Annotated in this window: 17 protein-coding genes, 1 tRNA gene and 1 other RNA gene; 9 read left to right on the plus strand and 10 right to left on the minus strand. The window is 71.5% G+C overall.

From position 1 onward, the window contains the following. Positions 1–16: 16 nt before the first annotated feature. From lipB to QMG39_RS16205, 3 genes are all read left to right on the plus strand, one after another. A complete protein-coding gene (gene lipB, locus QMG39_RS16195; protein WP_281886795.1) occupies positions 17–667 on the plus strand; it encodes a lipoyl(octanoyl) transferase LipB in 651 nt (216 codons plus the stop codon). Beyond that, positions 664–1,653, plus strand: a complete 990-nt coding sequence (lipA, locus tag QMG39_RS16200) for a lipoyl synthase (RefSeq protein ID WP_281886797.1) — start codon at positions 664–666, stop codon at positions 1,651–1,653. Before lipB ends, lipA begins: the two co-directional genes overlap by 4 nt. 76 nt (positions 1,654–1,729) lie before the next feature. Beyond that, positions 1,730–2,440 carry a DUF4191 domain-containing protein gene (locus QMG39_RS16205; protein WP_281886799.1) on the plus strand — a complete coding sequence of 237 codons (711 nt, stop codon included), beginning with the start codon at positions 1,730–1,732 and terminating at the stop codon, positions 2,438–2,440. 70 nt (positions 2,441–2,510) lie between these two features. On the opposite strand, the gene QMG39_RS16210 is transcribed toward QMG39_RS16205, so the two are convergent. Then, entirely contained in the window at positions 2,511–2,942 is a 432-nt protein-coding gene (locus tag QMG39_RS16210) for an RDD family protein (protein ID WP_281886800.1), read from the minus strand. Between the two features lie 141 nt (positions 2,943–3,083). On the opposite strand from QMG39_RS16210, the gene glnA reads away from it, so the two are divergent. Next, positions 3,084–4,508 (plus strand): type I glutamate--ammonia ligase, encoded by a 1,425-nt coding sequence (gene glnA / locus QMG39_RS16215; protein ID WP_281886802.1) that lies wholly within the window; start codon positions 3,084–3,086, stop codon positions 4,506–4,508. Positions 4,509–4,619: 111 nt separating this feature from the next. Here glnA and QMG39_RS16220 read toward each other — a convergent pair whose 3' ends face one another. Together QMG39_RS16220 and QMG39_RS16225 are read right to left on the minus strand one after the other, a co-directional pair. Beyond that, the gene (locus QMG39_RS16220; protein ID WP_281887326.1) at positions 4,620–7,646 is read right to left on the minus strand and encodes a bifunctional [glutamine synthetase] adenylyltransferase/[glutamine synthetase]-adenylyl-L-tyrosine phosphorylase; all 3,027 of its coding nucleotides are present in this window, start codon (positions 7,644–7,646) and stop codon (positions 4,620–4,622) included. Positions 7,647–7,666: 20 nt separating this feature from the next. Further along, complete coding sequence (locus tag QMG39_RS16225; RefSeq protein ID WP_281886804.1) at positions 7,667–9,004, minus strand: glutamine synthetase family protein; 1,338 nt, start codon at positions 9,002–9,004, stop codon at positions 7,667–7,669. Between the two features lie 134 nt (positions 9,005–9,138). Here QMG39_RS16225 and panB point away from each other — a divergent pair, with 134 nt between their 5' ends. Next, positions 9,139–10,026, plus strand: a complete 888-nt coding sequence (panB, locus tag QMG39_RS16230) for a 3-methyl-2-oxobutanoate hydroxymethyltransferase (protein ID WP_281886805.1) — start codon at positions 9,139–9,141, stop codon at positions 10,024–10,026. A gap of 23 nt (positions 10,027–10,049) precedes the next feature. On the opposite strand, the gene QMG39_RS16235 is transcribed toward panB, so the two are convergent. Continuing rightward, positions 10,050–10,238, minus strand: a complete 189-nt coding sequence (locus QMG39_RS16235) for an SPOR domain-containing protein (RefSeq protein WP_281886807.1) — start codon at positions 10,236–10,238, stop codon at positions 10,050–10,052. A 66-nt stretch (positions 10,239–10,304) separates the two neighbouring features. On the opposite strand from QMG39_RS16235, the gene ppgK reads away from it, so the two are divergent. After that, a complete protein-coding gene (gene ppgK, locus QMG39_RS16240) occupies positions 10,305–11,093 on the plus strand; it encodes a polyphosphate--glucose phosphotransferase (RefSeq protein ID WP_281886808.1) in 789 nt (262 codons plus the stop codon). 7 nt (positions 11,094–11,100) lie between these two features. On the opposite strand, the gene rnpB is transcribed toward ppgK, so the two are convergent. From rnpB to QMG39_RS16270, 6 genes are all read right to left on the minus strand, one after another. Then, an RNA gene (gene rnpB / locus QMG39_RS16245) (RNase P RNA component class A) lies at positions 11,101–11,476 on the minus strand. Positions 11,477–11,516: 40 nt separating this feature from the next. After that, positions 11,517–12,254 (minus strand): zinc ribbon domain-containing protein, encoded by a 738-nt coding sequence (locus tag QMG39_RS16250; RefSeq protein WP_281886810.1) that lies wholly within the window; start codon positions 12,252–12,254, stop codon positions 11,517–11,519. Between the two features lie 42 nt (positions 12,255–12,296). Next, complete coding sequence (locus QMG39_RS16255) at positions 12,297–13,118, minus strand: Nif3-like dinuclear metal center hexameric protein (protein ID WP_281886812.1); 822 nt, start codon at positions 13,116–13,118, stop codon at positions 12,297–12,299. Between the two features lie 44 nt (positions 13,119–13,162). Then, entirely contained in the window at positions 13,163–13,717 is a 555-nt protein-coding gene (locus QMG39_RS16260) for a gamma carbonic anhydrase family protein (protein WP_281886814.1), read from the minus strand. A gap of 34 nt (positions 13,718–13,751) precedes the next feature. After that, the gene (locus tag QMG39_RS16265; protein WP_281886816.1) at positions 13,752–14,120 is read right to left on the minus strand and encodes a VOC family protein; all 369 of its coding nucleotides are present in this window, start codon (positions 14,118–14,120) and stop codon (positions 13,752–13,754) included. Between the two features lie 40 nt (positions 14,121–14,160). Continuing rightward, positions 14,161–14,233, minus strand: a tRNA-Val gene (locus tag QMG39_RS16270). Positions 14,234–14,444: 211 nt separating this feature from the next. On the opposite strand from QMG39_RS16270, the gene aceE reads away from it, so the two are divergent. The 3 genes from aceE (at position 14,445) to QMG39_RS16285 (ending at position 19,398) form a co-directional block, all read left to right on the plus strand. Next, on the plus strand, positions 14,445–17,171 hold the full coding sequence (gene aceE, locus QMG39_RS16275) for a pyruvate dehydrogenase (acetyl-transferring), homodimeric type (RefSeq protein ID WP_281886817.1): 2,727 nt from the start codon (positions 14,445–14,447) through the stop codon (positions 17,169–17,171). 4 nt (positions 17,172–17,175) lie between these two features. Continuing rightward, positions 17,176–18,378 (plus strand): PucR family transcriptional regulator, encoded by a 1,203-nt coding sequence (locus tag QMG39_RS16280; protein WP_281886820.1) that lies wholly within the window; start codon positions 17,176–17,178, stop codon positions 18,376–18,378. Positions 18,379–18,477: 99 nt separating this feature from the next. After that, positions 18,478–19,398: an ACP S-malonyltransferase gene (locus QMG39_RS16285; RefSeq protein ID WP_281886821.1), complete on the plus strand. Its 921-nt coding sequence runs from the start codon at positions 18,478–18,480 to the stop codon at positions 19,396–19,398. Positions 19,399–19,428: the final 30 nt, after the last annotated feature.

A 19,428-nucleotide genomic window follows, 5' to 3' on the forward strand; every position in this document is an offset into this window, starting at 1 on the left:
CCCCTAGACTGGGGACATGCTCGACGTCATCGTCGCGGGGCTAAGCGCCAACTCCGTGCCGTACATCGAGGGTCTCGACCTTCAGCGCGCCGTCCATCGAGCGGTGGTCGCGGGCGAACGCCCCGACACCGCGCTCCTGCTGGAGCACCCGTCCGTCTACACCGCGGGGAAGCGCACCTCCCCCGACGAGCGACCGGTCGACGGCACTCCCGTCGTCGACGTGGATCGCGGCGGCAAGATCACCTGGCACGGTCCGGGCCAGCTCGTCGGCTACCCCATCATCCGGCTGGCCGAGCCGATCGACGTGGTCGGCTACGTCCGCAGACTGGAGCAGGTCCTCATCGACGTGCTCGGCACCCTGGGCGTCGACGGCCGTCGTGTCGAGGGCAGGTCCGGCGTCTGGGTCGGCCCGCCCGGCGCGGAGGACAAGATCGCCGCGATCGGCGTGCGCGTGGCCGAGGGGGTCACGATGCACGGCTTCGCGCTCAACTGCAGCAACTCGCTCGAGCCGTACGGCCGCATCGTCGCGTGCGGCATCCGCGACGCCGGCGTGACGACGATCTCGCGCGTGGTCGGCCACCCGACGCATCCGTCCGACCTCGTCGACGCGGTGCGCGACCGGCTCGTCGCCGAGTTCGCGCACGAGCACGAGGAGGTGGTCGCGTGAGCACCGCTCCCGAGGGCAGGCGGATGCTCCGCCTGGAGGTCCGCAACGCGCAGACGCCGATCGAGCGCAAGCCCGAGTGGATCAAGACGCGCGCGAAGATGGGACCGGAGTTCCGGTCGCTGCAGTCGCTCGTGAAGACGGAGGACCTGCACACCGTGTGCCAGGAGGCGGGCTGCCCGAACATCTACGAGTGCTGGGAGGACCGGGAGGCCACGTTCCTCATCGGCGGCTCGCAGTGCACGCGTCGATGCGACTTCTGCCAGATCGACACCGGCAAGCCCGCGGACTACGACACCGACGAGCCGCGGCGCGTCGCCGAGTCTGTCGCGACGATGGGCCTGCGGTACGCCACCGTGACCGGCGTCGCACGCGACGACCTGCCGGACGAGGGCGCCTGGCTCTACGCCGAGACGATCCGCGAGATCCACCGCCAGAGCACCGGCACCGGCGTCGAGATCCTCGTCCCCGACTTCTCGGGCCGCCCCGAGCACCTCGGCGAGGTGTTCTCCGCGCGGCCGGAGGTGTTCGCGCACAACGTCGAGACGGTGCCCCGGATCTTCAAGCGCATCCGCCCCGCGTTCCGCTACGAGCGGTCGCTCGACGTGCTCACCCAGGGCCGCGACGCGGGCCTCATCACGAAGTCGAACCTCATCCTCGGCATGGGCGAGACGCGCGACGAGGTCTCCGAGGCGCTGCGCGACCTGCACGCCGCGGGCACCGACATCATCACCATCACGCAGTACCTCCGCCCGAGCCCGCGGCACCTGCCGGTCGATCGCTGGGTTCGGCCGGAGGAGTTCGTCGAGATCCGCGACGAGGCCGAGGAGATCGGATTCCTCGGGGTGCTCGCGGGCCCGCTGGTGCGCTCCTCGTACCGGGCGGGCCGCCTCTGGGCGCAGTCGATGCGCCGCAGCGGGCGCGAGATCCCGCCCGAGCTCGAGCACCTCGCCGACGCCGCGCTCGGCTTCGAGCAGGCGGTCGTCTGACGACGCACGGGGGCGACGAGCACCGTCGTCCCCGTGCCGGTCGGCGGCACCCTCCGCCGCCGGTATCCTAGAGACCATGGCACGCACCAAGAAGACCCCGTCGACGAAGGAGCCGGGCCGGCTCAAGCAGATGTGGCAGGTCTTCCAGATGACCCGCCGTCACGACTCGACGGCCACGTGGCTGATCCTGCTGGGGTTCCTGCTGCCCATCCTGGTCGCGGTCGTCCTGTCGCTCTTCCTCGGCAACGGCAACTGGTTCACGATCTCGATGTTCATCCTGGCCGGCGTGCTGGGCGGCATCCTCCTCGCGCTGGTCATCCTCGGCCGCCGGGCGGAACGCGCCGCCTACTCGCAGATCGAGGGGCAGCCGGGCGCGGTCGGCGCCGTGCTCAAGTCGGGCCTGCGCCGCGGCTGGATGGGCAACGAGATGCCCGTCGCCGTGAACGGCAAGACCCAGGACGCGATCTACCGCGCCGTCGGCAAGGGCGGCGTCGCGCTCATCTCGGAGGGCTCGCCCTCCCGCACGAAGCGCATGCTCGACGACGAGCAGCGCAAGGTCGCCCGCATCCTGCCGAACGTGCCGATCACGCAGCTCAGCGTCGGCGCCGAGGACGGCGCGATCCCGCTGCACCGCCTCCCGCGCAGCCTCAAGTCCATCAAGAAGTCGCTCACCAAGGCGGAGGTGCACGCGGTGAACAACCGCCTCACCTCGCTGCAGACGCAGCTGCCGATCCCGAAGGGCATCGACCCGATGAAGGCGCGGCCGCAGCGCGGCAAGGTGCGCTGACCCCGCGACGCGGGTCGCGGCGGCACACGTCGCCGGAGGGGCATCCGCCCCTGCTCCATCGCGCCCGCCGTCAGGAGCGGACCAGCACCGTCCCCGCGACCTTGTCGTGGAACCCGCGCTGGTCGGAGTCCCAGACGAGCGCGGGGATGACGATCACCAGGAGCAGCGTGCGCACGAGCGGACGGCGCAGGCCGACCCAGCCGCCCTCGAGCGCGATCACGCGCATGCCCGTGACCCGGTGACCGATGCTCCCGCCGATGGTCGGGATGAACACGACCTGCATGATCGCGAACAGCGCCAGCGTCGTCCACGAGTGCAGGTTCGACGCGTACGGCGCCCAGAGCAGCGGGATCAGGTTCGCGATCGCCCAGTCGATGCACAGGGCGAGGATGCGGCGGCCGACGCGGCCGACGGAGCCCGTTCCGGACTCCGGGAGCCCGAGTCGCTCACCGGGCCACTCGCTGGGCGGGATCTGGCCGGACGCGGGGGTATTCTCGGGCACCGGAAGAGTCTAGACGCTTGCCCTCCACGTAACACGCCGGAAACATTAGTGTCATGGCCGGGAAACCGCCGGTCGATAGCGTCGGATCGGCTGCACCGAGGTAGTCGTCCGGTCCCCTCCCCCAACTTGGAGAAACGCCACATGTTCAGTGATTCATCCGAAGTGCTCTCGTTCATCAAGGAGACGGACGTCAAGTTCCTTGACATCCGCTTCACCGACCTCCCGGGTGTGCAGCAGCACTTCAACATCCCGGCGTCGACCGTCGACGAGGACTTCTTCACCGTCGGCCAGCTCTTCGACGGCTCGTCGATCCGCGGCTTCGCGAACATCCACGAGTCCGACATGCAGCTCATCCCCGACGTGACCACCGCGTACGTCGACCCCTTCCGGGCCGAGCGCACGCTCGTCATGGTCTTCGACATCTACAACCCGCGCAACGGCGAGATCTACGCGAAGGACCCGCGTCAGGTCGCCAAGAAGGCGGAGAAGTACCTCGCGTCGACCGGCATCGCCGACACCGCGTACTTCGCCCCCGAGGCCGAGTTCTACATCTTCGACGACGTCCGCTACGAGGTGAAGCAGAACTCCAGCTTCTACTCGGTGGACTCCGAAGAGGGCGCGTGGAACACCGGCCGCGAGGAGCCGGGCGGCAACCTGGCCAACAAGACCCCCTACAAGGGCGGCTACTTCCCGGTCTCGCCGGTCGACAAGCAGGCCGACCTGCGCGACGACATCTCGCTGAAGCTGATCGAGTCGGGCCTCGAGCTCGAGCGCGCCCACCACGAGGTGGGCACCGGTGGCCAGGCCGAGATCAACTACAAGTTCGACACGATGGTCCACGCCGCGGACGACATCCTGAAGTTCAAGTACATCGTCAAGAACACGGCGAACCAGTGGGGCAAGGTCGCGACCTTCATGCCGAAGCCGCTCTTCGGCGACAACGGCTCGGGCATGCACACCCACCAGTCGCTCTGGAACGAGGGCAGCCCGCTGTTCTACGACGAGGCCGGCTACGGCGGGCTCTCCGACACCGCTCGCTGGTACATCGGCGGCATCCTCGCCCACGCCCCCTCGGTGCTCGCGTTCACGAACCCCACGCTGAACAGCTACCACCGTCTGGTCAAGGGCTTCGAGGCGCCGGTGAACCTGGTCTACTCGGCCGGTAACCGCTCCGCCGCGGTCCGCATCCCGATCACGGGCACCAACCCCAAGGCCAAGCGCATCGAGTTCCGCGCGCCGGACGCCTCGGGCAACCCGTACCTCGCGTTCGCGGCCCAGCTGATGGCCGGCATCGACGGCATCAAGAACCGCATCGAGCCGCACGAGCCGGTCGACAAGGACCTCTACGAGCTCCCGCCGGAGGAGGCCAAGAACATCCCCCAGGTCCCGAACTCGCTGCAGGACTCGCTCGATGCCCTCGCGGCCGACCACGAGTTCCTCCTCGCGGGCGGCGTCTTCACGCCGGAGCTCATCGAGACCTGGATCGACTACAAGATGGAGAACGAGATCAAGCCGCTCGCGCAGCGGCCGCACCCGTTCGAGTACGAGCTGTACTTCGGCGTCTGATCCGGACCCTACGCACGACGGGCCGTACCACCTCGGTGGTGCGGCCCGTCGCCGTTTCCGGCAGCTGACGGCCGCGCACGGCCGCTCCGGCGATTCCGGGCCGCGCCCGGGTCAGCCGGTGCTCGCGTGGCCGCGCTCGGGCTCGCCGTAGAACCCCCGCTCGAACACGCGTCGCGCGCGCCGGGTCGCGGAGAGGTAGTCCTCCTCGAGCCGGGTCGCCGAGCCGGGCGGGTACTCCAGCAGGCGTGCCACGCCCTCGAGCTGCGCGCGAGCGACCGGCAGCACGTCGGTCGTCTTGTTGAGCCACAGCGTGAGCGCCGAGCGCGCGCGCGAGGCGATGATCCACGCGTCCCGCAGCACCTCGGCGTCGCGCCGTCCCACCAGCTCCGCATCGGCGGCGGCAGCGAGCGCCTGCAGCGTCGAGGTCGTCCGCAGAGCGGGCACGTCGGTCGCCTTGCGCAGCTGCAGCAGCTGCACGAACCACTCGACGTCGCTGAGCGACCCCCGTCCGAGCTTCAGGTGCCGCGTCGGATCGGCGCCCTGGGGCAGGCGCTCGTTCTCGACCCTGGCCTTGAGGCGCTTGACCTCCCGCACCTCCTGCTGGCCGATGACGGCCGGATAGCGGATGGCGTCCGCGAGCTCCTCGAACTCGGCGAGCAGCGCCGCGTCACCTGCCGCCGGCCGCGCCCGCAGCAGCGCCTGCGCCTCCCAGGTCAGCGACCACCGCGCGTAGTACGCCCGGTAGGCGTCGAGCGACCTGGCGATCACGCCGTTGCGCCCCTCGGGTCGCAGGTCCGCGTCGAGGTCCAGCGGAAGCCGGGCATCCGCCGTCAGCCGCTGGAGCTCGGACACGAGGTGCAGCGCACGACGCTGGGCGTCCTGCGGCTCGGCCCCGGCCGGGCGGAACACGTACATGACGTCGGCATCCGACCCGAAGCCCAGCTCCCGGCCGCCGAAGCGGCCCATCGCGATGACGCCGAACTCGATGCCGTCACCCTCCTCGCCCGCCGGGCGACGGATCGCCTCGAGCACCGACTCGATGTGCTGCCGGGTGACGTCGCTGAGTCCGTGGCCGAGCTCCTCGACCGTGCACGTGCCGACGATCGCGGAGAACGCGAGCCGCAGCACCTCGCGGCGGCGCATGGTGCGCAGCACCCGCGCCGCCGCGTCGGGCTCGGCATGGCGGGCGAGCACGGCGCGCGCCTCCTCGCGCAGCTCGTCGATCGAGCGCGGGCGCAGCTCGGCGTCGTCGTCCAGCCAGACGACCGACTCCGGGGCGAGGTCGAGCAGCTCGCCGACGAACCGCGATCCCGAGAGCACGCGGGTCAGGCGCAGCGCCGCGGCGGTCGAGTCGCGCAGGAAGCGCAGGTACCAATGGGCGGTTCCGAGGCGGTCGCTGAGCCGCCGGAACGCGAGCAGGCCGTAGTCGGGGTCGGCGCCGTCGGCGAACCACTCCAGCAGCACGGGCAGCAGGTGGCGCTGGATCGCCGCGCGCCTGGACACCCCGCTCGTGAGCGCCGCGATGTGCGCGAGCGCGCCGGCGGGGTCGCGGAACCCGATCGCCTGCAGGCGGGCCGCCGCCTGCTCGCTCGTGAGTTCGAGGCCCTCCTCCGGGAGCGCGGCCACCGCCGACAGCAGCGGACGGTAGAAGAGCCGCTCGTGCAGGCCGCGCACGCGCGAGCGCGTCGACTGCCAGAGCCGGCGCAGCTCCTCGGCGGTCGATGCGAGCCCGGTCGCGCGCGCGAGCAGGCGCATGTCCTCGTCCGAGCGCGGCATGAGGTGCGTGCGGCGCAGGCGCGCGAGCTGGAGGCGATGCTCCATCACGCGCAGCACCCGGTAGTCGCGGGTGAACTCGGCGGCCTCGACACGGCCCACGTAGCCGGCGAGGGCGAGCGCGTCGAGCGCCGCGACCGTGCCGCGCTGGTGCACCGTGTCGTCGGCCTGGCCGTGCACGAGCTGCAGCAGCTGCACCGTGAACTCGATGTCGCGCAGGCCGCCGGGGCCGAGCTTCAGCTGCACGTCGACTTCCTCGTCGGGGATGTGCTCGGTCACCCGCTCGCGCATCTTCTGCACCGACTCGACGAAGTTCTCGCGCGACGCGATCGCCCACACCTTCGGGGCGACGCCGGCGACGTACCGGGCCCCGAGCTCGGCGTCCCCGGCGATCGGCCGGGCCTTGAGCAGCGCCTGGAACTCCCACGTCTTCGCCCAGCGGTCGTAGTAGGTCAGGTGCGACTCGAGCGAACGCACGAGCGCGCCGTCCTTGCCCTCGGGGCGGAGGTTCGGGTCGACCTCCCAGAGCGGGGGCTCCACGGACAACCCGTTGAGCACCCGCATCATGGTCATCGCGAGGCGCGTGGCGATGTCGATCGCCACGGGGCCCGTGACGTGCTCCTCGTCGGCGGACTCGGCCACGAAGATCACGTCCACGTCGCTGACGTAGTTCAGCTCGCGAGCGCCGGCCTTGCCCATGCCGATCACCGCGAGCCGGGTCGCCGCGACGGATGCCGCGGGGAACCGGGCCGGCGCCGCAGGGTCGCCGTCGCGACGCGAGTGCGCACGCCGGGCGAGCTCGAGCGCCGCGTCCATCGTGGCGCCCGCGAGGTCGGCGAGCCCTGCTGCCACACGGTCGAGCACGTCGACCGCGTCGGCCGCGCTCAGGTCGTAGAGCGCGATCCGGGCGAGCAGCCGGCGGTATCGCACGCGCAGCGCCGGCCACGCCGACTCTGCGTCGTCGAGGCCGCCGTGGCCGCGGCCCTCGATGGCCTCCAGCATCCGCTCGCGATACTCGGCCGCGGTGGCCGGTGGCGCCGGGGCGGCGCGAAGCAGCTCGAGCTCCTCCGGATGACGCTCGAAGAACTGCCCGAGCCCGCGGGACGCGCCGAGCAGCCGACCCAGCCCCGCCGCGATCGCCGGGTCGCCGACCAGCTCCGCCACCCGGTCGCGGTCGCGTGCCGCGATGTCGTGCAGCAGCGCGAGCGCCTGGTCGGGGTCGGCCGCGTGCCGCGCGACCTCGATGCAGGGCTCCTCGCCGACACCGAGCAGCTCGCCGACCGCCGCGAGCCGTTCCGCGCCCGCGCTCAGGTCATCGAAGCCCAGGCGGGCGAGTGCGGTGAGACTCTGGCTCCGGCCGCGCATCGACGTCACCCGGCCCGGCGCTAGAGGATCTCCAGGTTGCGCTGCAGCTCGTAGGGGGTCACCTGGCTGCGGTAGTCGCGCCACTCCTGGCGCTTGTTCGCGAGCACGTAGTTGAAGACCTGCTCGCCGAGCGTCTCCGCCACCAGCTCCGACCCCTCCATGTACTCGATCGCGTGGTCGAGGCTCGCCGGCAGCGACCGGTAGCCGAGGGCGCGGCGCTCCGCGTCGGTCAGCGACCAGACGTTGTCCTCGGCCTCCTCGGGCAGCTCGTACCCCTCCTCGATGCCCTTGAGGCCCGCGGCCAGCAGGAGCGAGAACGCGAGGTACGGGTTCGCCGCGGAGTCGATCGCGCGGTACTCGACGCGGGCGCTCTGGCCCTTGTTGGGCTTGTAGAGCGGCACGCGCACGAGCGCGGAGCGGTTGTTGTGGCCCCAGGTGATGAAGCTCGGTGCCTCGTCGGCGCCCCAGAGCCGCTTGTACGAGTTGACGAACTGGTTCGTGACGGCGCTGATCTCGCTCGCGTGGCGCAGCAGGCCGGCGACGAACTGGCGTCCGATCGTCGAGAGCTGGTACTCCGCACCCTGCTGGTAGAAGGCGTTGGTGTCGCCCTCGAACAGTGACATGTGCGTGTGCATGCCCGAGCCCGGCTGGTCGGAGAACGGCTTCGGCATGAACGTGGCGTAGACGCCCTGCTCGATCGCGACCTCCTTGATGACCGTGCGGAACGTCATGATGTTGTCGGCCATGGCGAGCGCGTCCGCGTAGCGGAGGTCGATCTCGTTCTGGCCGGGGCCCGCCTCGTGGTGGCTGAACTCCACCGAGATGCCGAGGTCCTCGAGCATGCGCACCGAGCGGCGGCGGAAGTCGTGCGCGGTGCCGCCCGGCACGTTGTCGAAGTACCCGGCCGAGTCGACCGGCTGCGGACCCTCGGTGCCGAACTTCGACGACTTGAGCAGGTAGAACTCGATCTCGGGGTGCGTGTAGAAGGTGAACCCGGCGTCGGCGGCCTTCTCGAGCGTGCGCTTGAGCACGTTGCGCGGGTCGGCGACCGCCGGCTCGCCGTCGGGCGTCGTGATGTCGCAGAACATGCGCGCCGTGGGGTCGATGTCGCCGCGCCACGGGAGCGTCTGGAACGTCGTGGGGTCGGGGTGCGCGAGCAGGTCGGACTCGTAGCTGCGCGTGAGCCCCTCGATCGCGGAGCCGTCGAAGCCGAGCCCCTCGGTGAACGCCCCCTCCACCTCGGCCGGCGCGATCGCGACCGACTTCAGCGTGCCCACCACGTCGGTGAACCAGAGCCGGACGAACTTGACGCCCCGCTCCTCGATGGTCCGGAGCACGAAGTCCCGCTGCTTGTCCATCAACACCCTCTCTCGCTCCACCTAGGCTAGTGGCTCCGCGGCCCGGCCACGACCCGGGCCGGGCGCGCGTCGGGCGCACCGGAGGGGCGTCGGATGCGGCCGGGCGACCGACGCCGGATGGCTAGACTTGCCCCATGCCAGAGCTGCCTGATCCCTCCGCCGACGCGTCCTCCGCCGGCGGCGAGCAGAACCCCTACGGCGGCGGGGCGGCACGCGCCGCAGGTCCGCGCCGCGTGCGCACCCGGCACTTCCAGAATGCCAAGGAGCAGGGCATCCCGATCACGGGCCTCACGAGCTACGACCAGCTCACGGCGAAGATCTTCGACGAGGCCGGCATCGACTTCCTCCTCGTCGGCGACTCCGCGGGCAACAACGTGCTCGGCTACGACACGACGCTCCCGGTCACCGTCGACGAGCTCATGCCGCTCACGCGCGCCGTGGCCAAGGCCGTGACGCGTGCCTTCGTGGTCGCGGACATGCCGTTCGGCTCGTACGAGTCGGGGCCGCAGGAAGCGCTGCACACGGCCGTGCGCTTCATGAAGGAGTCCGGCGCGCACGCCGTGAAGCTCGAGGGCGGCGAGCGCAGCGCACCGCAGATCGAGCGCATCGTGCAGTCGGGCATCCCGGTCATGGGCCACGTGGGGTACACGCCGCAGTCCGAGCACGGCCTCGGCGGGCACATCATCCAGGGCCGGGGCGACGCGGTCGACCAGCTCGTCGCCGACGCGCTCGCCGTTCAGGAGGCGGGAGCCTTCGCGGTGGTGCTCGAGATGGTGCCGGCGGATGCGGCGAAGCGCGTCACCGAGTCGTTGGCGATCCCCACGATCAGCGTCGGCGCCGGACCGCACACCGACGGACAGCTGCTGGTCTGGACCGACTGGGCCGGCCTCACGACCGGGCGCATCCCCAGGTTCGTGCGCCAGTACGCGAACCTCGCCCAGACGCTCGGCGACGCGGCACGCGCCTGGCGCGCCGACGTCGAGGCGGGCGAGTACCCGGGACCCGAGCACAGCTACGAGTAGTCGCGCGGCCCCGGGCATCCGTCTCAGGCGTCGTCGACCGCGTCCTCCTCGGCCCACTTCGCGCTGTTCGCGCGCAGGATCTCGAGGGCCATCGCGGCCTCACCCGCGGTCGGGAACGGCCCCACCCGATCGACCGACGGCGACACGAACCCGTGCTCGACCTCGCCGGTCTTCATGTTGTACCAGTACTGATCTTCCCCCTGGGACGTCATGCAACGATCCTACGCCCGCCCGCCGCGGCCCTCCCCGGGGCGACGGGCGCGCGCTATGGTGACCACATGGGCGACGTACGGGCCATCGGCATCGACATCGGCGGAACCGGCATCAAGGGGGCGATCGTCGACGTCGACGCCGGCGAACTCGTCTCCGACCGCGTCAAGGTGCCGACGCCGCCGGGCGGCGAACCGGCCGACATCCTCGAGGCGACCAAGGAGCTGCTCGGAACGCTCGGGCACGACGGGACCCTGCCGATCGGCGTCTGCTTCCCCGCCATCGTGCACCACGGGCGCACCATGTCGGCCGCCAACATCTCCGACGAGTGGATCGGGCTGCCCGCCGAGGCGATGTTCGAGAAGGAGCTCGGGGTGCCGATCCACTTCATCAACGACGCGGATGCCGCCGGCTACGCCGAGACGCGCTTCGGCGCGGGAATGGGCGAGCGCGGCCTCGTCATCATGACCACCCTCGGCACGGGCATCGGGTCCGCGCTCATCCACGACGGCGTGCTCATCCCGAACTCGGAGCTCGGCCACCTCGAGATCGACGGCAAGGACGCCGAGCACCGCGCTGCGTACTCCGCGATGGAGCGCAAGGAGCTGTCGTGGGAGCAGTGGGCGAAGCGCCTGCAGCGCTACTACGAGACCGTCGAGTTCCTCTTCTCCCCCGACCTGTTCATCGTCGGCGGCGGCGTGTCGAAGAAGCACGAGCACTTCCTGCCCCTGCTGAAGCTCAACACGCCGATCGTTCCGGCGGTGCACCGCAACAACGCCGGGATCCTGGGCGCGGCGGCGATGGCCGTGACGTACGGCACCGAGTGGGCCGCCGGGGCGGCGCCCTCCGGCGGCTGAGCGGGAGCGAGCGGGCCGGCTGATACGCCGGGTTCTGTTGACCGGGCGCTTGCGCGACACCGGCTGGACGGCCATCTCTCTCGGGGACGCGTTGCCGCGGCCCTCCAGCGGCCCACCCGGGAACGGGACGGGCAGCCCCATGGTTCCCTGTCTGGCCTTGCTCCGGACGAGGTTTGCCGAGCCGACCGCGTCACCGCGGCCGCTGGTGGGCTCTTACCCCACCGTTTCACCCTTACCGCGGGCCGGAGCCCGTGGCGGTCTGCTTTCTGTGGCACTGTCTCGCGGGTTGCCCCGGGTGGGTGTTACCCACCGTCCTGCCCTGCGGAGCCCGGACGTTCCTCGGCGCCCGATCGCTCGGGCGACGCGACCGTCTTGCCGACCCGCTCGCACCCTCCAGCGTACCGCCCGCGGATGCGTGACGCCTCAGAGGCCGGACTCGTCGGTGCGCACGAGGATCCGGTCGCAGTCCGGGCACTGCAGCACCTCGTCGTCCGCCGCGCGCCGCACGTCCTCGAGGTCGGAGCCCGTGAGCGTGATCGTGCACCCCCCGCAGGTGCGCTGGCGCAGCAGCGCGGCGCCGATGCCGCCGCCCGCGACCCGTCGCCGCTCGTAGAACGCCTCGAGGTCGTCGGGAAGTCCCTCGGCGATGGCCGCGCGGTCGCGCGCGGCCTGGTCGCGCTCGGTCGTCAGCGCCCCGGCGGCCTCGTCGCGCTCGTCCGAGACCCGGGAGACCTCGCTCGCGATGTCCTCGCGCTCGTCGTCGATGCCCTGCACGTCGCGCTCGAGCTCCTCGACCCGCTCCATCACGGCGAGCTCGATGTCCTCGAGGTCGCTGAGGCGCTTCCGCAGCGAGGTGAGCTCCGACTCGAGGCCGGCGACGTCCTTCACGGAGGTGCTCGCCGCGAGACGCGCGTCGTCGCGCACGATCCGCGCCTCGACCACGTCGACGTCGGACTCGACCCGCTTGAGCTCGGCGCGCGCGTCGTCGAGCACGCCCGACGACTCCGTGCGCCTGCGCCGAGCCGCGTCGTCGCGTCGCCCGAGCTCGGCGAGCTGCTCCGCCTGCGGCAGGCTGCCGAGCCGGTGGGCGATCTGGGCGAGTCGGGTGTCGAGCGCCTGGAGGCGCAGGAGCTCCTGCTGCGCTGCGGGAGTGGCCTTCACGTGATCTCCTCGGTCGGGGGTCGGGCGGATGCCCCGGAGTCGTCAGTGTACGACGGCGAAGTCCCACGGGTCGGTGCGCGACTCGCTCACGTCGACGACGACACCCGGCAGGGACGCGCGGAGCTGGGCCGCGGCGGCGTCGAGCCAGAGCCACTCGCTCGCCCAGTGCGACACGTCGAGGAGGGCGGGGCCGGAGCCCGCGGCGAGCGTCTCCTCACGGGACTCCGAGGCGGGGTGGTGGCGCAGGTCGGCGGTGACGTAGGCGTCGGCGGAGCGCACCTCCGGGTGCGCGAGCAGCGAGTCGCCCGCTCCCCCGCAGACCGCGACGCACCGCACCGGCTGGTCGTACTCGCCGGCCACGCGCACGCCGCCCGCGGTCGGGGGCAGCAGGTCGAGCACGTGCCGGGCGAACCGTCCGAGCGCGACGGGCTCGGCGAGTTCTCCGACCCTGCCGAGTCCGCGGGCGGGGTCCGCCCCGGGCACGATCGGACGTGCGTCGACGATGCCGAGCCCGGCGGCGAGCACCGCGGAGGTGCCCTCCTCGACCACGTCGGCATTCGTGTGGGCGCCGAGCAGCGCGCATCCGCCCCGGATCAGTCGCGCGAGCAGCGCCCCCTTGTAGCGGTCCTCGGCGACCGAGGTGACCCCGCGCAGCAGCAGCGGGTGGTGCGTGAGCAGCAGGTCGTACCCGCCGTCCACGGCCTCGGCGACGGTCGCGTCGACCGCGTCGACCGCGAGCAGCACGCGTGACACCTCGGCGCGCGGGTCCCCGCTGACGAGGCCCGGCGCGTCCCACGCCTCGGCGCCGTCGAGCGGCCAGAGTTCGTGCGCGGCGGAGACGACATCGGCGAGCGAGACAGGCACGTGCGCCAGCCTAGCGCGGGCACGATCGGCGGCGGCGGGACCGCCTAGGAGGGGTCGGGCCCGTACCGGGCCGACTGGAGACGCATCATCTCGCGCATCGAGGTGCCCCGGTCGACGCCGTAGACGGTTCCGGGGAAGTCGAGTTCCCGCTGGACCGCCCAGAGCTCCTCGTGCTGGCCGGGGGCGAACAGCGCCGCCGGGTCGCCCGCCGCGATCCATCCGATCGGCACCACCGTGCCCGGCGCGAGGCGGGAGTTCACCTGCAGGACGCTGTGGATGCGCAGCTCGGAGCCTGCGCCCGCACGCGAGCCCGGGAACAACGCGGCACCGGTCGCGATGAACACCTCGTCCTCGACGCGCGCCCCGTTCACGTGCGTGTGGGGCCCGACCAGCACCGCATCGCCGATCACGACGGGGTGATCATCGCGCGCGCGCACGAGGGCGTGCTCCATCACCACGACGTCGCTGCCGATGCGCACCGGTCCCCGGCTGCCGTCGAGCACCGCGAAGTCGAGGACTCGTGCCCCGGCGCCGAGAGTGATGTCGCCGCGCAGCACGGCGTGCGGTGAGACCCAGGCGTTCGGATGCACGTCGACCATGACCCGAGTCTAGGTACGGGTCCGCGCGGCCGCCCTACCGGTGCTGGTCGAGCAGCACCGGGTTGCCGTCGGGGTCGATCAGCATGAGGTGCGCCGGGCCATCGGTACCCGGCTCGGTGCGCTGGACGATCTCGACCCCGGCGTCGTCGAGCCGGCGCTCGATCTCGCGGATGTCGGTGTAGGTCTCGGTCGGCTCGCCCCGGGCGTCCCACCCGGGGTTGAACGTGAGTGTGTTGCGGTCGAACATGCCCTGGAACAGGCCGAGGGTCGTCGTGCCGTTCCGCAGGATCTGCCACTGCTCGCCGTCGCCGCCGACGGCCTCGAACCCGAGGCGCTCGTAGAACGCCCGGCTCGCGCCGAGGTCCTCGACGGTCAGGCTCACCGAGAACGCTCCGAGATCCATGAGTCGAGTCCTTCCCCCAGGCGTGGCGACCATGTTCGAGTGGGCCCTACCGGGCTCGAACCGATGACATCCACGGTGTAAACGTGGCGCTCTACCAACTGAGCTAAAGGCCCTCGTCGCGCATGCGACGGAGGCGATTCTACCGTCGCGGCGCGCGTGCGGGCGCAGTGCGGACCCGGCCGACCGGCGGCGCCCGGCTCGCGCCCGCCTCGATTCGCGCCGGGAGCGCCGCAAGACTCTAGGATGACTAGGTGTGCCGCACGCCGTGACCCGGCCGATCGCGCGCGCATTCCGGCAGCATCTGCCACGAGAGAGAGGTCGAGTGTGACTGTCAACGACCAGGATCCGTACTCCGCCACCGAGATGGACTCCGACCCGGAGGAGACGGCCGAGTGGTCCGAGTCCCTGGATGCGCTCGTCGCGTCGCAGGGCCACCAGCGCGGGCGCGAGATCATGCTCAGCCTGCTCAAGCGCTCCAAGGAGCTGCACCTCGGCGTGCCGATGGTGCCCACCACCGACTACCTGAACACCATCGCGCCCGAGAACGAGCCCGAGTTCCCCGGCGACGAGAGCCTCGAGCGCCGCTACCGCGCCTGGATCCGCTGGAACGCGGCGATGCTCGTGCACCGCGCGCAGCGGCCCGGCATCGCCGTCGGCGGCCACATCTCGACGTACGCGTCGTCCGCCGCGCTCTACGAGGTCGGCTTCAACCACTTCTTCCGCGGCCAGGACCACCCCGGCGGCGGCGACCAGATCTACATCCAGGGCCACGCCTCCCCCGGCACCTACGCACGTGCGTTCCTCGAGGGTCGCCTCACCACCGACCAGCTCGACGGCTTCCGCCAGGAGAAGTCGCACGCGCCGAACGGGCTGCCCTCCTACCCGCATCCGCGCCTGCTGCCCGAGTTCTGGCAGTTCCCGACCGTGTCGATGGGCCTCGGGCCGATCAACGCGATCTACCAGGCGCAGCTCAACAAGTACCTCACCAACCGCGGCATCAAGGACGCCAGCGACCAGCAGGTCTGGGCGTTCCTCGGCGACGGCGAGATGGACGAGGTCGAGAGCCGCGGCCAGCTGCAGGTCGCGGCGAACGAGGGCCTCGACAACCTCAACTTCGTGATCAACTGCAACCTGCAGCGCCTCGACGGCCCGGTGCGCGGCAACGGCAAGATCATCCAGGAGCTCGAGAGCTTCTTCCGCGGTGCGGGCTGGAACGTGATCAAGGTCGTCTGGGGACGCGAGTGGGACGACCTGCTCGCCCACGACGACGAGGGCGCCCTGCGCAACCTCATGAACGTCACGCCCGACGGCGACTTCCAGACCTACAAGGCCGAGTCGGGCGCCTACGTGCGCGAGAACTTCTTCGGTCGCGACCCGCGCGCGCTCGACCTCGTCAAGGACCTCTCCGACGACGACATCTGGAACCTCAAGCGCGGCGGGCACGACTACCGCAAGGTCTACGCGGCGTTCAAGGCCGCCACCGAGCACAAGGGCCAGCCCACCGTCATCCTCGCCAAGACCATCAAGGGCTACGGTCTCGGACCGTCGTTCGAGGGCCGCAACGCGACCCACCAGATGAAGAAGATGACGCTGGACAACCTCAAGACGTTCCGCGACACCATGCGCATCCCGATCTCGGACGCGCAGCTCGAGGAGAACCCGTACCTGCCGCCGTACTACCACCCGGGCGAGGACGACGAGGCGATCCAGTACCTGCACGAACGCCGGCGCGAGCTCGGCGGCTACCTGCCCGAGCGGCGCACGAAGCACACCGCGATCTCGCTGCCCGACGACTCGGCGTACGCGATCGCGAAGAAGGGTTCCGGGCACCAGGAGATCGCCACGACGATGGCCTTCGTCCGCCTGCTCAAGGACCTCATGCGGGCGAAGGACTTCGGCAACCGCATCGTGCCGATCATCCCCGACGAGGCGCGCACGTTCGGCATCGACGCGTTCTTCCCGAGCGCGAAGATCTACAACCCGAACGGCCAGCACTACACGTCGGTCGACCGCGAGCTGCTGTTGGCGTACAAGGAGAGCCCGCAGGGCCAGATCGTGCACGTCGGCATCAACGAGGCCGGCGCGATGGCGGCGTTCACCGCCATCGGCACGTCGTACTCGGTCGAGGGCGAGCCGCTCATCCCGATCTACGTCTTCTACTCGATGTTCGGCTTCCAGCGCACGGGCGACGCCATGTGGGCCGCGGGCGACCAGATGGCGCGCGGCTTCATCATCGGCGCGACCGCCGGCCGCACCACGCTGACCGGCGAGGGCCTGCAGCACGCCGACGGGCACTCGCCGCTGCTCGCGTCGACCAACCCGGCCGTGGTCACGTACGACCCCGCGTACGGCTACGAGATCGGCCACATCATGCGCGCCGGCCTGGAGCGCATGTACGGCGGTTCGCACCCCGACCCGAACGTCATGTACTACCTGACGGTCTACAACGAGCCGATCGTGCAGCCCGCCGAGCCCGAGGGCGTCGACGTCGAGGGCATCCAGCGCGGCATCCACCGCATCTCCGGCTCGCCGGTGCAGGGCCCGAAGGCGCAGCTCATGGCCTCGGGCGTGGCGGTGCCGTGGGCGCTCGAGGCGCAGCAGCTGCTGGCCGACGACTGGGGCGTGTCGGCCGACGTCTGGTCGGTGACCTCCTGGTCGGAGCTCCGCCGCGACGGCCTCGCCGCCGACGAGCACAACTTCCTGAACCCGGATGCCACGCCGCAGGTGCCGTACCTCACGCGCAAGCTCGCGAGCACCGAGGGCCCGTTCGTCGCGGTGACCGACTACATGCACGCGGTGCCCGACCAGATCCGCGCCTACGTGCCCGGCCACTACGCCACGCTCGGCGCAGACGGCTTCGGCTTCAGCGACACGCGTCCCGCCGCCCGCCGGTTCTTCACCATCGACGGCCCGTCGGTCGTGGTGCGCACGCTCGAGATGCTCGCCCAGCGCGGCGAGATCGACCGCGGCATCCCCGCCCAGGCGATCGAGAAGTACCGGCTGCACGACGTGAACGCCGGCACGACCGGCACCGCGGGGGGCGAGAGCTAACCGAGTGGCCCCCAACCGGACGAAGGCGGAGACGCTCGCGTGGCTGCGGACGATCTCCGGTGAGTTGTCGACCGCGACGCTCAAGCGCCTCGAGGACACGCTGCCGTGGTACGGCGACATGCCCCCGAGCCGTCGTTCGGCCGTGGGACTCGTCGCGCAGGCCGGCATCACCTCGTTCATCGCCTGGTTCGACGACCCACGGTCGACGCCGTGGATCGCCGCCGACGTGTTCGGCGCCGCCCCGCGGGAGCTGCTGCGTTCGGTGAGCCTGCAGCAGACGCTGCAGCTCATCCGCGTGACCGTCGAGGTCGTCGAGGAGCGCGTGAAGGACGGCGGCGAGACGCTGCGCGAGGCGATCCTGCTGTACTCGCGGGAGATCGCCTTCGCGGCGGCCGACGTCTACGCGCGGGCGGCCGAGGCGCGCGGGCTGTGGGACGCGCGCCTGGAGGCGCTCGTCGTCGACTCGATCCTGTCGGGCGAGTACGACGAGGAACTGCCGAGCCGCATCGCGGCCCTCGGCTGGCACGGCCACGGCGAGGTCGCGGTGCTCGTGGGCACCACGCCCAAGACGCTCGACGTCGACCAGGTGCGCCGCGCCGCACGCCACATGGCCGCCGACGTGCTGATCGGCGTGCAGGGCAGCCGGCTCGTGCTCGTGGTCGGCCGCGCCGACCCGCGCAGCCGCGACGCCGACGAGCAGATCGGCACCTCCGCGGCGCTCAGCTTCATGGAGATCGCGGTCGCGCTCGAACCGCACTTCGGCCCCGGCCACCTCGTGCTCGGCCACGAGGTGCCCAACCTCGTCGACGCCTCGAAGAGCGCCCGCGCCGCGCTTGCGGGCTTCGCAGTGGCGCGGTCGTGGCGGCACGCGCCCCGTCCGGTGCACGCCGACGACCTGCTGCCGGAGCGCGCGCTCGCCGGCGACCCGCTCGCGCGCGCGACGCTCGTGCACCGCATCTACCGGCCGCTCCAGGCGCACTCGACCGAGCTGCTCACGACGCTGTGGTGCTACCTCGACAACGGCCGTTCGCTCGAGGCGACGGCCCGCGAGCTGTTCGTGCACCCGAACACGGTGCGCTACCGGCTGAAGCGCGTCTCCGAGGTCATCGGGTGGGATGCGACCGGCGCGCGCGAGGCCCTCATCCTCCAGGCCGCCCTCATCATCGGCTCCATGAGCGACCACGAGACGCCCGTCCGACGTTCCTGAGCACTCCTCGGGCACCATGTGGCATCCGGACAATGGTCTGAGCCGAGCCTTGTGGAGAGTGCACACTCGCGCCGCGCGCCGCGTTGGCAGACTGGAACCGTGATCGTCGTCGTGTGCCCGGGTCAGGGTTCCCAGACCCCCGGCTTCCTCTCGCCCTGGCTCGAAGAGCCGTCGTACGCCGCGCATCTGGCCGAGCTGTCGGATGCCTCCGGCGTCGACCTCGTGCGCCACGGCACCGAGAGCGACGCCGACACGATCCGCGACACCGCGGTCGCGCAGCCGCTCATCGTCGCGGCCGGTCTCATGACCCTTCGCGCGCTCACCGCCGACGGCGGTCGCGACCGGATCGGCGGCATCGCCGGCCACTCGGTCGGCGAGCTCACCGCGGCAGCCGGTGCGGGCGTGCTCTCCGAGCACGACGCGATGCGCCTCGTCGCCGTGCGCGGCAGCGCGATGGCCGAGGCTGCAGCGCTCGAGGAGACCGGCATGAGCGCGGTGCTCGGCGGCACCGCCGACGCCCTCGACGCGAAGCTCGCAGAGCTCGGCCTCTCCCCCGCGAACGTCAACGGCGGCGGCCAGGTCGTCGTGGCGGGAGCGCTCGATGCGCTCGCGAAGCTCGCCGAGGACGCCCCGCGCGGCGCGCGCGTCGTGCCGCTGCAGGTCGCCGGTGCATTCCACACCGCGTACATGTCCCCCGCGGTCGACCGCCTGGCCGAGGCGGCGGGCGCCCTCGAGACCCACGACCCGGTGCTCCCGCTCTGGACCAACAACGACGGGTCGATCGTCGAGTCCGGCGCCCGCTACCTCGAGCTCATCGTGGGGCAGGTCTCCTCGCCCGTGCGCTGGGACCTCTGCATGGACTCGTTCGCCGAGCGCGGCGTCACCGGCATCATCGAGCTGGCCCCTGCCGGCGCCCTGGTCGGCCTCGCCAAGCGCGGCCTGCGCGGCGTGCCGAGCGTGGCCGTCAAGACCCCCGACGACCTGGCCGCCGCGCGCGACCTCCTCGACGCCGTCGCGTAAGCGGCATCCGCCCCCGACAGAGAGCACCGC

The sequence above is a fragment of the Agromyces rhizosphaerae genome, assembly GCF_027925245.1.
In the GTDB taxonomy this organism is placed as follows: domain Bacteria; phylum Actinomycetota; class Actinomycetes; order Actinomycetales; family Microbacteriaceae; genus Agromyces; species Agromyces rhizosphaerae.